Raw genomic sequence first — 13,468 nt, 5'->3', positions numbered from 1 at the left:
AATGCTGAGCATGACAACAATAACTCGGAAAAACTTACACATTTACAAATTACCGTCTGTTTTACCGAACTTTTAAATTCAATTATTACAAACCAATGTAATAAATGAATCACCAAAAGGATTTTTTCTCCTTTTTTTTTGATTTTTGTCACATTGAACAATCACTAATAAATAAAGCAAAAACAACTTTAAAATCAAAATCTTAAATCTATTGTAAAATTCAAAATACAGCTGTATTCGTTTGTTATGATGAAAAACAAAGCGGTTACACGGAACTGTAATATTACTGAAATATTTCATCTCTACCATCAGCCTCAGTTTCAACAACAGACCAAAACAAAGACATTAACGGTCCACGGAGAAAATGATTATGAACCAAGCTACTACTACAGCGGCGCCAATTTCGAGCACTACTCGCTGGTTGCGCTGGGCTAACTTGGCATTCATGTTGTATCTGCTACTTCTAGCGGTATCGATGGTTGGCAGTGGTTTTAAATGGGCGACTGGCGATCAAGCTAAAGTTCTATTTGAATTTGCCTCTCACCCTGTAGCAGGTTTGATGATCGGCTTAGTCGCAACAGCACTGATCCAGTCTTCAAGTACAGTAACTTCAATTATCGTGGGCCTCGTTGCCGGCGGTCTTCCGGTAGAAACAGCTATCCCTATGGTGATGGGTGCGAATATCGGCACAACAGTGACAAATACGCTTGTTTCATTAGGACACGTTCGTTGCAAAGAAGAGTTTAAGCGCGCTTTTGCCAGTGCAACTATTCACGACTTCTTTAACCTTCTTGCGGTTGCGATCTTCCTACCTCTTGAAATGATGTTTGGTATTTTAGATAAGATTTCTCATTGGTTAGTTTCTCCGTTCCTAGCAACGGGTGATATGAGCATCAAAGGTCTTAACTTCATCAAACCAATCACTAAACCCGTTGTTAGCGCAGTGAAAGAACCGCTAAGCACATTTGGTGACACGATTGGTGGTGTCCTGCTTATCGCACTGGGTATCGCAACTATCTTCGTCGCAATTACTGTAATGGGTAAGTTGATGAAGAGTCTAATGGTTGGCCGTGCGCGTGAGATCCTAAAAAATGCGATTGGTCGTGGTCCAATTCACGGCATCACGTCTGGTTCAATTGTTACTGTGCTGGTTCAGTCTTCATCGACAACAACAAGCCTGATGGTTCCACTGGTTGGTACTGGTGTACTAAAAGTTCGCGATGTATACCCATTTACACTAGGTGCTAACATCGGTACTTGTATTACCGCTCTACTAGCAGCAACAGCAGTATCTGGCGAGTTCGCAGTATTCGCTCTTCAAATTGCTCTGGTTCACTTAGTATTCAACATCATGGCAACAGTATTAATCTACGGAATTCCATTCCTACGTGAAATTCCTCTTAAAGGTGCTGACTTCATTTCTGATATGGCAGTTAAGAATAAAACGGTCGTTATAGGTTACTTACTATCCGTATTTATCTTGCTACCTGGTGTGATTCTGGCAATGACTGCGTAATCAGCCAATACGATTTCTGAAAGGAGAGCCCATGCTCTCCTTTTTTGTTATTTATGGATCGGTTTTCATTGGTAAAAAATCATCAGCTGATACACACTGAAGAAAAACAGCGACGTACACTATGATGGACCATAAAGAAAACGAACAACTACTCGCCGTGGCAGGGCAAATAGATCAACAACTGTCATCACTCGTTGAAGATATCGATATCTTAAGCAGCGTAACGCCACAAAATTATGCCGAAGAGAGGCAGCGTTTTTTCGATAATCGATTTTCTATCGAGCCTAACTTTGTCTATAAAGAGCAGACGTTTGATGTTCATCAAGCCAAGCGAGATCTTTACTCTCTTCCTATCGAAAATATCGATAATGAAAAACTCCGTTCACTCTATGCTGAAGTGATTCAATCCTATGCCGATAAGCTTGATCAGCTCAGTTCTATTGGTTGTGCGGACTTCTTGTATAACTCGCTACGCTATTTTGGTGAGCCAAGCAGTAAGGACGTGCGAAATGCGCATTTCTTGCTACATCTGCCCATTGACGAAGATACTTCTCCACGCCACAACAGTGAAGAGATTGCCGCGTTTATGCAGCAGTTTTGCTTCCAGCATGGCTATTCAGGGGAGATAGAAATCAACGATAGCATGATCGCCAATGCATTAGTGTCAGGCACCAAAGTAAAAATTAATGCGTCGGCAAGCATCTCTGCGAATGAACTTCACGCCCTCGCCCACCATGAATTAGGTGTCCATCTGTTAACCACTTTGAATGGTCAAGCACAACCACTGAAGTTGCTGAGTCTAGGTTGTCCTGTCAATACGACTACTCAAGAAGGGCTGGCTATCTTATGTGAGTTTCTTTCTGGTCACTTTAGTCTGCAACGCCTCAGAACATTGGCACTTCGTGTTGTCGCAGTAGAATCGATGATCGTTGACCGCGATTTTAGAAATACCTTTATGCTACTTAAAGAGCAGTATAAAGCGGACGATATGACGGCATTTACGATTACAAGCCGTGTATACCGTGGCGGAGGCTATACCAAAGATTACCTCTATCTCAGAGGGTTTAGAGAGATTCTCAACGCCTATGAGCAACTCGGTGAGGATTTTAATTTGCTGCTGACAGGTAAAACGGAGATACGCTATTTCTCGACCATAAAATCTTTGGTCGAGGACGGTATCCTTATTCCTCCTAAGTTTATTAGTCCGGCTATCGCTAATCCTGCGCTTACGGATCCTATCTACAAGTTTGTCGCCAACGCGCTGAAATAACCATCTGAAAAACAAAAAAAAGGGCTCTTGGAGCCCTTTTCTCATTATTCAAAATTAAACCGTGTTACACCGAAAACGGATATTGAATCGGATCATGGTACTCATAACCTTCAACCCAAAAATCATCCAGTGTCACCCAAGTTTCTAAATCTTCTAGACTCTTAATCTCAGGGTTAATATGGAAGCTCGGCGCTTTTAGTGGCTCACGCTTTAACTGCACATCACGCATCAACTCCAATTGGTCTTCATAGATATGTGCGTTAACAATCTTATGATACGCCTGACCCGGCTTCTTACCGGTAATTTGCGCCATAATGGCCAAAAAGACGTAGACCTGAACCATATTGAAATTAAGCCCAAGAGGGACATCACAGGAGCGTTGAGTACTGTTTAAATAAAGCGTATCACCCAGTAACGAGAAGTGATGACTGTACATACAAGGTCGCAAGCAACCCATATGGAACTCACCAGGGTTGTAGAAGTTTAGAATTTCACCGCGATCATCAACACCACGAGTCAGATCATCTACAATTTTACGCAGTTGGTCGATATGACCACCATCAGGTTTGGCCCATGCTCGCCCCTGAACGCCGTAAACGCGCCCCATATCATCGTCACCTTTACGGTAAGGGTTATTTAGCCAAGCTTCATTCAGATTCGCATTTGCATCCCACGTTTTCGTACCTAGTTTGCGAAAGTCCTCAGCGTTATCGTAACCACGAATATAGCCAAGCAACTCAGCAACAGCGGCCTTCCAGAAGCTTTTTCGCGTTGTCACCAATGGAAACTGGTTATTTGCCACGTTGTACGTTAGATCCGCATTGATAACGGTCAGGCAACGTTTGCCAGTACGTTCGTTTTCAATCCACTCACCTTGGTCAACGATTCGCTGACAGAGATCTAAATACTGTTTCACACCAATTCCTTACTTCGCTTGTTGTGGTAATTCATCTTTGTAATGGCCACGTTTATACGCCCAAACCATCATAAGAATCCCGATAATCACCATAGGTAGTGAGAGGATTTGTCCCATTGAGATAAATCCACCAAATAGACCTAAGTGGGCATCCGGTTCGCGCACGTATTCTACAAGGAAACGGAAGGTTCCGTAACCCGCGAGAAACAATCCAGACACCGATCCGAGCGGGCGAGGTTTTTTGATAAACCAGTTTAAGATAAAGAACAGTACCACACCTTCCAACGCCATCTCATAAAGCTGAGACGGATGGCGAGGCAAAGGACCACCATTAGGGAAGACAAACGCCCATGGCACATCTGTTACACGTCCCCACAGTTCGCTATTCATAAAGTTACCCAAGCGTCCCATACCTAAACCAAATGGCACTAACGGCGCGATAAAGTCAGCGACACCAAAAAAGGTACGGCCGTTTTTCTTTGCGTACCAGAACATGGCGCTAATCACACCAAGGAGACCACCGTGGAACGACATCCCCCCCGTCCAGACCTTAAATAAATAAAGTGGGTCTTGAAGGAAAAGGTCAAAGTTATAGAAAATCACATAGCCAACACGGCCACCAATCACAACCCCTAAGAAACCGGCAAATAGCAAGTCAGATACCTGCTCTCGCGTCCAGCCACTATCGGCTTTATCAGCTCGTCTATTGGCAAGCCAGAGCGCGAAAGCAAAGCCGACTAAATACATCAATCCATACCAACGGATAGATAGCGGTCCAATGGAGACAAGCACTGGATCAATATTTGGAAAAGTTAGATATCCCTGAGACATAGGATTAATACTCTTTATAAAGTTCAGATTATTTCGAAACGTATAAGATGAGAGCGCGTTATAGCAACATAGTTCCGGCAACAAACATTAAAAATAGTGCAAAGATTTTTTTCAATGTAGGTGTAGGTAATGAGGTAGCAAGCTTAGCACCAATGCGCGTGGTGAGCATAGAGGTGGATGCAATTGCGATTAAAGCAGGTAGATAAACGTAACCAATGCTATACGCTGGCAAATCCTCAATCTTGTAACCATGGAGAATAAAGCCGACCATTCCTGAAATGGCGATAAGGCAACCACACACTGACGACGACCCCACTGCTTTGCGCATTTCGATACCATGGCGGTTTAAGAACGGAACCGAGAGAGAACCGCCACCAATACCAGCGAGACTCGAAATAACACCAATACCCGTGCCATAAAACATAGTGGCAGTGCTGCCTGGCATGCTCTTAGATGCTTTACCATGAATAGAAAATAACATCTGAATAGCCAGTAACAATACGATAACCCCGAAGACTCTCGGTAAGTGTTGAGACGGAATCCATTCGGCGACATTCGCGCCTAAAAAACCGCCAACAACCACACCTGGCATCAACCACTTGACCACGAACATATCGACATTCCCAAGTCTAAAATGATTGAGTGCAGATGAACCAGAGGTCGCAATAATACTCGCTAATGACGTAGCCAGAGCAATGTGCATACTAATATTTGCATCGATACCGGCCGCAGGGAGCATGAACAATAAGGCTGGAACAACAATGAGCCCACCACCTATCCCCAACAAACCAGCCATGACGCCGACCACGGCACCGAGAGCCATAAAAGACAAAAGTAATTCTATCGACACATTGAACCCTATTTGTTACCTGCTCGAATAAAGCCTGCGAAGCCCTTATCCTCAAAAAATGACTGCATCATAGTATAAATGTTATGACCATAAGGTTGCATCAGAGCTTTGTCAGCCAGTTGTTGCAATTCTCCAGTTTCGGTATGACGCAACAAGTACTTCACCTTAGCAACGTTTGAGGTATTCATACTTAGACTTCGGTAACCTAAACCGACCATCAATAAAGCGCCAATTGGGTCACCGGCGAGCTCTCCACAGATACAGACTGGAATATTTAATTCCTGACAGGTCGAATGAATATGCTTAAGGGCCATGATCACCGAAGGGTGCATTGACTCATAAACATCCGCTACACGTGAGTTGTTGCGATCAACCGCTAGTAGATACTGAGTTAAGTCATTAGTCCCGATAGAAACAAAGTCGACTTTATTGGCAATCAACGGCAGCAGATAGATCATCGATGGAACTTCGATCATCACTCCGATTTGTGGCATACGAATGCGTTGATCTAACAGCACCACTTCTTGGTGAGCACGTTCTATTAGAGCAATCGCATCATCAAGCTCTTGAGCCCCAGAAACCATAGGTAACAAGATACTTAAATTCTGATGAGTGGCACTCGCACGCATCATAGCGCGGATCTGCATCAAGAAAATATCTGGATGATCCAATGTAAAACGAATCCCACGCCAGCCTAAAAATGGGTTGTCTTCCTCAATGGGTAGATATGGCAATGCCTTATCACCACCCACATCCAAGGTACGCATCACCACACGTTTATCTGGATAGGTGTCTAACACAGCTTGATACTGCTGAGTCTGCTCTTCTTCTGACGGAAACCTGTGTTGAAGTAAGAAAGAAATCTCGGTTCGATAAAGCCCTACGCCGTCGACACCTTGGTTAATCGCAATATTGGCATCAGCACTCAAACCCGCGTTCAACATCACCTCAATTCGCTCACCATCTTTGGTAAAAGCGGGGTCTTCGATGCGTTGATTAACCTTGTTAGCCAATTCACGCTCTTCATTAGCTAAAGCACGGTACTCGCGTAGTAACTGTTTGTTTGGTGAAATCAGTATTTTTCCGCTGTAACCATCGACGATACCCAACTTGCCTTTTATCGCTTTAGGGTTAAGGTTAGCCCCCATAACCGCGGGAATGCCTAATGCACGGGAAAGAATCGCAGCGTGAGAATTGGCCGCTCCTTCCAGTGAGATAACCGCGAGTAACTTATCTTTGGGAATCGAAGCGAGCAAGCTTGCCGTCAACTCCCTCACGACTAAAATAACGGGTTTATCAATGACCGTTCTATCTTGATCCGTGTTGTACAAGAAGAACAATAACCGTTGCCCCAATTCGCGGATGTCCTGAGCTCGTTCTCTGAGATAAACATCCGACATACGAGCAAAACGGTTAGAGTAGGATTCGACCACTTGACGCAATGCCCAGTCTGCTCGGTCTCCCTTGTGAATCTGCGCCTTTAAATCTTTACGCAGCATAGGATCATTAAGCAGGTGGGTAAACAGATCAAAAATCGCTAGCGCATCTTTATTGATCTCGTTATCAAGTCGCTTACGCATTCGGCGAAAATCATTCAACGCCTCTTCGATCGCCAACAGTAACCACTCTTGTTCGCGTTCAATATCCAACGTCGATGCAGGATAGACATTCGTCAGATCAGGCTGGGTGTCATCCCACCAAAAATCACCTATCGCTACCCCTGATGAAGCGGGTACGCCACGTATTGCTTGCTGTTTTTTCTCAAGACGCCAATGTCCCTGAGTTTGGGCATGCGCAATGATAACCGCAAGCTGAGCAGCCAGCGTGACTAGGAATGACTCCTCCATCTCATTAAATAAGCGAGGCGTTTTTTGCTGAACCACCAATACACCGAGAACTTGCTTACGATAGATAATTGGCGTGCCAAGGAAGCTTTGATAAATCTCTTCACCAAGCTCAGAAAAGTACTTGAAATCGGGGTGTTTTGAGGCTTCAGCAATGTTAAGAGGTTCGGCACTACGCTTAACCAAACCAACGAGACCTTCACTAAAGCGAATGTGGATTTTGTCGCCTTTGAAACGCAGGCCTTGAGTCGCCATTAACTCTAAGCGCTGCATCTCTTCATTGGCGAGATAGACAGTGCAACACTCAGTGCTCATCGCACTGCATGTTTGTTTAACCAAGATATCTAAAGCCTGATGAACTTCATCGACTTTAGAAACTTGTTCAACTATTTCCCTTAGTTGAGAAAGCATGTCTATCCTCTTTTGTGTTTACGTTTGCCTTTCACTCTGCGTTCTTTAAATGGCATTGCCATTGATGCAAACTCTTTCATTGCCCGACGATAAACATCGCGCTTAAAAGAAACCACTTGTCTGACTGGATACCAATAACTTACCCAACGCCAACCATCAAATTCAGGGGAACTACCACGTTGCATGTTGATCCTTGATTCATCACAATCTAAACGCAGTAGAAACCATTTCTGTTTTTGGCCGATACAAACAGGCTTAGAATCCCAACGAACTAGCCGCTTAGGTAACTTGTACCTCAGCCAATGACGACTCGTCGCTACGATTTTTACGTCTTTTTTGCTAAGACCAACCTCTTCATATAACTCCCTGTACATTGCTTGTTCAGGGGTTTCACCTTCATCAATCCCTCCCTGAGGGAATTGCCAAGAGTGTTGTCCGTATCGTTTTGCCCAGAAGACCTGACCATGGCTGTTACAGATTACAATACCCACATTTAAGCGGTAACCATCGCCATCTATCACTGGCCAACCTCTATTAAATTCTTAATTACAGTGATTTTTCCACATATCCCCAATATGAGCAAACTTACTAGTGTGACTAACACAGAAAATATTACTTTGGACACCCAAAATGGATAACTTTTAATCAAACCAAAGGTTACTCACACAGTTGTGAGACATAGCCCACATTTATTCACCTTTTCTGTGTATAAGTATGTGAAGAATCAATGAGAAAGTGATCAATAAGCATACAGATTGAGAAGGAAACACATAAAAAACATGAAAATAATAGAAATAAGTAAAATAAAAACAACAACTTAAATATTAAAACCAAATATCATAAAGGCCTATCGTTAGAGCAATTCATCTTCATGATCAGATCGGTCAAAGATCCACCAGCAGTGCATTTATCCACACCACGATCATCAATAGTCACCATCAGAGCCAAAACTCAAGCTATTTTGTCTGCCTAAACCCCTGTTAATTCATACATACTTGCAAAAAAATCACTTTTTTTCGCCATCACCTGTGGATAACTAGTTGAACGTTGATCTTTTCACCAATTTTTCGAACTGTTCGATCTTTGCTTGTTGGTCGTAATTTGAAAGTAATTCGCTACAATAAGCACATTAAACCAATCGACACCAACCGATATGAAATCAGAGCCTAAGTCCGAGCAAGAGTTACTCTCCAGAGCCTGCGATATTGCGGGGATGTCCTTTCAAGAGTTAGCGGCAGAAGCCGACATTGATGTGCCACCCGATCTTCGCCGAGATAAAGGATGGGTTGGACAACTATTGGAGTGGCACCTAGGAGCAACCGCGGGCAGCAAGCCACAACAAGATTTTGAACAGCTGGGAATTGAACTAAAGACAATCCCGATCAGCTATATCGGAAAACCACTCGAAACGACTTTTGTTTGTGTTGCTCCGCTGATCGGTGTTCACGGCCTGACTTGGGAAACCAGCCACGTGCGTAATAAACTGTCACGCGTGCTTTGGGTGCCAGTTGAAGGAGAACGAGAGATCCCCCTTTCAGAAAGGCGAGTGGGCTCTCCTCTTATCTGGTCCCCAACGGAGGAAGAAGAACAGCAACTGCGCACTGACTGGGAAGAATTAATGGAAATGATCGTGCTCGGTCGTGTTGAACAGATCACCGCACGCCACGGAGAAGTACTACAACTTCGTCCGAAAGCAGCAAACAGTCGTGTTCTAACAGAGGCCTATGGTGCCAGTGGAAAGCCAATAAAAACCCTGCCGCGAGGTTTTTATTTAAGAACCCAATTTACGGCAAAGATTTTGGAGAACAACTTCATTTAGTGGGTTGTGAACAATATCTCTTGATCATGATACGAAGGGCCATCACCTAAACCACATTCATCATAAGCATTGTGTAAACGAAGATATGCCCTCTCCACTCCCAAACGATTGAGTTCATCTTTGACTTGTTCTAGTGAGTCAAAGTGAACGGGGTCATCGTCGATTCTTATTGGTTCGAGTTTGTGCTTGTATTCAACTGCGAGCAAGTATTGAGATAGGTCTGAACAGCTTATAACAAACACCTTAGGTGGTTGGTAACTTTCTTTGTGCTCACCATGAATCCACTTATGTAATTGAGTTTTTTGCATTCTTCACCTCCAGTATTCAATAGTAGTCAACTTGCGCAATTTTGCGAATTTGTTAGCTGTCCCCTTTTCTATTGATACTCGATTCCCCTATAGTGGGATCATATCTCTCTTTACAACAAGGAAGGTCGATGCAATATAACAAGCTACCTCACTCCACATTGGAGATTAGTAAGATCTGTCTTGGCACGATGACATTTGGTGAACAAAACACCGAGCAAGAAGCATTCAGCCAACTGGATTATGCATTGGAGCGTGGTGTGAACTTCATTGATACCGCTGAAATGTATCCTGTTCCACCACAAGGACAATCACAGGGTCTAACGGAGCAATTCATTGGTAATTGGCTAGCGAAATCCGGAAAAAGAGAAAAAGTCGTCCTCGCAACAAAAGTCGCAGGCCCGCGTAATGTTCCCTACATCCGCGAAAATATGAGCTTAGATCGTCGCAATATCCACTTAGCCATCGACGATAGCTTAAAACGTCTGCAAACCGACTATGTTGATCTTTACCAACTGCATTGGCCACAACGAAAAACTAACTGTTTTGGTCAGCTGAATTACCCTTATCCTGACACACAGGAAGAGGTAACGCTAATAGAGACACTTGAAGCGCTAGCTGAGCTAATTAAGGCTGGGAAAATTCGCTATATCGGCGTATCGAATGAAACGCCTTGGGGTGTGATGACATTGCTGAGGCTAGCGGAAAAACATGAGCTTCCGCGAATCGTATCAATTCAAAACCCTTACAACTTGCTCAATCGTAGTTTCGAAGTTGGCTTATCAGAAATCAGCCACTATGAAGGTGTTCAGCTGCTCGCCTACTCACCATTGGCCTTCGGTTGCTTAAGTGGAAAATACCTAAATGGACATAAACCAGAAGGGGCTCGCTGTTCTTTGTTCGAACGCTTTGTCCGCTATTTTACTCCACAAGGTATTGAAGCCACTCAAGCATACGTAAATCTGGCGAGAAATCATGGCTTAGATCCTGCTCAAATGGCGTTAGCTTTTGTCAATCAAAGACCTTTTGTCGCAGCCAATATCATTGGTGCGACAAACTTGGATCAGCTTAAATCAAATATTGATAGTTTAGATGTCGTTTTAACCGATGAGTTGCTTCAAGGTATTCAAGAAATTGGGACGACTTACTCCAATCCTTGTCCATAGTATTGAGTCGGGCAGGCGAAGCCACCTGCCCTTTTGATTACGTCGGTATTCGCGCGCTTAGCACACGACGAAGATGACGAATGCGGCGTTCGGCCTTAACGCTGTCTGGCTCAGAAAAGCCGATTGGGCGTCCATCTAGCTCAAGACCAATATCACGTAACAAATGCTCATTATTCCATGGAATATCGAACGCACTGCGACGTAATTTGCGTTTCCATTGCTTCTCTTCACGACGTAGATCAGCTTTTACCAATAGCGTTGCTAGTTTTAGATATACAGAATGACTCATGAGTTTTCTCCAGTTGAGTTTGGTAGCTGGGAAAAGATCAACGAATCGATAAAGATCAATAAGGTGTTTTAATTCGCTGCTTTCCCGCAGCCAATTAAAAAATGTGGATACGGACTAATTACATTAGGTCAGTTAGTTTTCGATCGGCGCCAAACGCACTGCATTTGAAGTCAGCCATCTTAGAGATGGTTAGATCGATAGAGACACAAATAAATGATTTAACAGTGATATGTTTCATTGTGTGCCTCCTAGCTAATGTAATAATCCAAAGTTTGATGGGTATGAGCTCTAGCTCATGGTTAAATTCTAACCATGAAGGTTATAAATTCAACCCTTTTTTGTCGATAAGATTAAAACAATTTTTTAACCCAAAAATAACCAAAATGGATGGTTAGATATAATATATTCAACTTAGTTATATCTGTATGACAGAGCATTATCCGTGCCAAATAAAAAAGCCACACTCGGGAAGAACGTGGCTTTTTATTTACAAAACAAACAATTAGACAGTAATGTCAGAGATCAGGTTATGTTTGTTCAACAAACGATACATTGTTGCACGTGATACACCGAGCTCTTTGGCTGCCATAGACACTTGCCCTGCATGCGATTCAAGAACCAAAAGTAGTGCATCTCGCTCGCTGCGCTCACGAATGCTCTTGAGGCTACGGCGGCTATCACTGCGCTTTGGTAAATCGAGGTGAACTTCATCTAACATCACGGTATCCGACATTAGCACCACTCGTTTAATCTGGTTCATGAGTTCACGAACGTTACCAGGCCAATGGTAGCGAGTTAATGCACGGGTCGCTTCTTCAGTAAAGCTGCGGGCCTGAGCATTGTACTCTTTCGAGTACTCCTGCAAGAAATGGCGAGCCAAAATTGCAACGTCTCCTGCACGCTCTTTCAGGCTAGGGACATTAATGCGCAATACATTGATATAGTGATAAAGCTCTTCGTTGAAGTCACCATCAATCAATGCTTTTTCGATATCGGCTGAGTTAGCAGCTAAAACACGCACATCAACCTCTTTACGGCCTGATGCTGTATCAACCATACCTTCTTGAAGGAATCTGAGCAGATTGAACTGCTGAGATTTCGGTAAAGTCAAAATATCATTAAGGAGGATCGTTCCTCCGTGCGCTTTTTCAAGAATCGAGGGCTCACTTAAATCATCACGATTGATACCAAATAGATCGCTCTCAATACGGCGCTCTGACATCGCTCGACAGTTCACAGAGATGAATTCTTTGTTTGCTCGGGCAGACGTTCGATGAACTGCTCGAGCCACCGTCTCTTTTCCGGTACCACTCTCACCATATATAAGAATGCTGACGTCAGTTGGACCAATACGTTTAATCTGATCACGGAGACGTTTTACTGGGATAGAATCACCAATCATTCCCATGTCACTTTGATTGCCATAATGAGGCCATACTTTCTTCTCTAGCTTGAGCATTCCAAGCTGGTGTCCGATTGTACTAAGAAGCTGCGCATCTGGAATTGGTGCAGTAAAAAAGTCGATACAGAAGTTAACAATGAACTGACAGATAGTATCTGAACTCAATTGAGACTCTCTGATAAACGCTAACCAGCGAACTTGCTTATGTTTGCTAACTAGGTTTGCTATACCGTTAAGACTAAACTCATCATGACTTAGATCGACGATGCCAATACAAGGGCCTGTTTCAGTAAACAGCGCATCGGCCTTTCGTAAATCTCCACACTGAGTACATCTCCAACCTACCTGCTCTAACACTGAAAGCCACGGTTCGTAGGTTCCTCCAACTACGACCAAAGAACCCGGAACGGAATCCATTCGGAACTGACTACCCATGAAGCATATTCCTTATTATTGATAATATGAATACAATGTGTACCTAGGCACATATAAATCTATTTGGTTACATTATAGAGACTCTGGCAGATAATCTGTCTCAATAATAAGACTAGAGGTTGAATCGCCCTTTTTCCATACGTTGTGAGAGTAGATTCAAACTATTTTACCGCCATAAATAAAATTTCATTATCTTACCGAATGACATCCTTTCTTTATCACTGAATCACTTAGCGACAGAAAATCACCAAACTAACGATAGAAATAAAAAAACCACCCGAAGGTTAACTCCGATCAGTTAAGTAAATGATCAGTTGAACGATCCTGTGGTTGGTTGAAAATACCCTCAAACATTTCATATTTGAGGGTATTTTTTATGTTGGCTCACTGGCTTATTGATGTTGATGACTTCGC

The 13,468-nt window shown here is 43.3% G+C and carries 12 protein-coding genes; 4 read left to right on the top strand and 8 right to left on the bottom strand.

Going from position 1 to position 13,468, the window contains the following annotated elements; genetic code table 11:
* The first annotated feature begins 370 nt into the window (after positions 1 to 370).
* Positions 371 to 1,516 carry a Na/Pi symporter gene (locus tag QTN95_RS11545; RefSeq protein ID WP_331417577.1) on the top strand — a complete coding sequence of 382 codons (1,146 nt, stop codon included), beginning with the start codon at positions 371 to 373 and terminating at the stop codon, positions 1,514 to 1,516.
* A gap of 121 nt (positions 1,517 to 1,637) precedes the next feature.
* The gene (locus tag QTN95_RS11540; protein WP_331417576.1) at positions 1,638 to 2,786 is read left to right on the top strand and encodes a flavohemoglobin expression-modulating QEGLA motif protein; all 1,149 of its coding nucleotides are present in this window, start codon (positions 1,638 to 1,640) and stop codon (positions 2,784 to 2,786) included.
* Between the two features lie 64 nt (positions 2,787 to 2,850).
* Here QTN95_RS11540 and QTN95_RS11535 read toward each other — a convergent pair whose 3' ends face one another.
* From QTN95_RS11535 to rppH, 5 genes are read right to left on the bottom strand one after another with little or no spacing between them, the layout of a single operon-like run.
* Entirely contained in the window at positions 2,851 to 3,702 is an 852-nt protein-coding gene (locus QTN95_RS11535) for a thymidylate synthase (RefSeq protein WP_138972116.1), read from the bottom strand.
* A gap of 9 nt (positions 3,703 to 3,711) precedes the next feature.
* Positions 3,712 to 4,533 (bottom strand): prolipoprotein diacylglyceryl transferase, encoded by an 822-nt coding sequence (gene lgt / locus QTN95_RS11530; RefSeq protein ID WP_269377394.1) that lies wholly within the window; start codon positions 4,531 to 4,533, stop codon positions 3,712 to 3,714.
* Between the two features lie 58 nt (positions 4,534 to 4,591).
* Entirely contained in the window at positions 4,592 to 5,356 is a 765-nt protein-coding gene (locus QTN95_RS11525; RefSeq protein WP_419723652.1) for a sulfite exporter TauE/SafE family protein, read from the bottom strand.
* 35 nt (positions 5,357 to 5,391) lie between these two features.
* Positions 5,392 to 7,638, bottom strand: coding sequence for a phosphoenolpyruvate--protein phosphotransferase (gene ptsP, locus QTN95_RS11520; protein ID WP_138972119.1), 2,247 nt, complete (start codon positions 7,636 to 7,638; stop codon positions 5,392 to 5,394).
* 2 nt (positions 7,639 to 7,640) lie between these two features.
* Complete coding sequence (rppH, locus tag QTN95_RS11515; protein ID WP_138972120.1) at positions 7,641 to 8,159, bottom strand: RNA pyrophosphohydrolase; 519 nt, start codon at positions 8,157 to 8,159, stop codon at positions 7,641 to 7,643.
* A 632-nt stretch (positions 8,160 to 8,791) separates the two neighbouring features.
* On the opposite strand from rppH, the gene mutH reads away from it, so the two are divergent.
* A complete protein-coding gene (mutH, locus tag QTN95_RS11510; protein ID WP_138972121.1) occupies positions 8,792 to 9,457 on the top strand; it encodes a DNA mismatch repair endonuclease MutH in 666 nt (221 codons plus the stop codon).
* On the opposite strand, the gene QTN95_RS11505 is transcribed toward mutH, so the two are convergent.
* Positions 9,454 to 9,765 carry a DUF6482 family protein gene (locus tag QTN95_RS11505; RefSeq protein WP_331417575.1) on the bottom strand — a complete coding sequence of 104 codons (312 nt, stop codon included), beginning with the start codon at positions 9,763 to 9,765 and terminating at the stop codon, positions 9,454 to 9,456. The two genes, mutH and QTN95_RS11505, sit on opposite strands and share 4 nt — an antisense overlap.
* A gap of 128 nt (positions 9,766 to 9,893) precedes the next feature.
* On the opposite strand from QTN95_RS11505, the gene QTN95_RS11500 reads away from it, so the two are divergent.
* Positions 9,894 to 10,928: an NADP(H)-dependent aldo-keto reductase gene (locus QTN95_RS11500; RefSeq protein WP_331417574.1), complete on the top strand. Its 1,035-nt coding sequence runs from the start codon at positions 9,894 to 9,896 to the stop codon at positions 10,926 to 10,928.
* Positions 10,929 to 10,965: 37 nt separating this feature from the next.
* Here the strand turns inward: QTN95_RS11500 and QTN95_RS11495 are convergent, their stop codons facing one another.
* Both QTN95_RS11495 and vpsR read right to left on the bottom strand, forming a co-directional pair.
* Positions 10,966 to 11,217 carry a DUF1127 domain-containing protein gene (locus tag QTN95_RS11495; RefSeq protein ID WP_138972123.1) on the bottom strand — a complete coding sequence of 84 codons (252 nt, stop codon included), beginning with the start codon at positions 11,215 to 11,217 and terminating at the stop codon, positions 10,966 to 10,968.
* A 502-nt stretch (positions 11,218 to 11,719) separates the two neighbouring features.
* Positions 11,720 to 13,054 (bottom strand): cyclic-di-GMP-binding transcriptional regulator VpsR, encoded by a 1,335-nt coding sequence (gene vpsR / locus QTN95_RS11490; protein WP_331417573.1) that lies wholly within the window; start codon positions 13,052 to 13,054, stop codon positions 11,720 to 11,722.
* Positions 13,055 to 13,468: the final 414 nt, after the last annotated feature.

Origin of the sequence: Vibrio sp. M260112 (assembly GCF_036533775.1) — a bacterium.
Taxonomy (GTDB): domain Bacteria; phylum Pseudomonadota; class Gammaproteobacteria; order Enterobacterales; family Vibrionaceae; genus Vibrio.
This window is presented reverse-complemented; position numbering and strand designations above follow the sequence as displayed.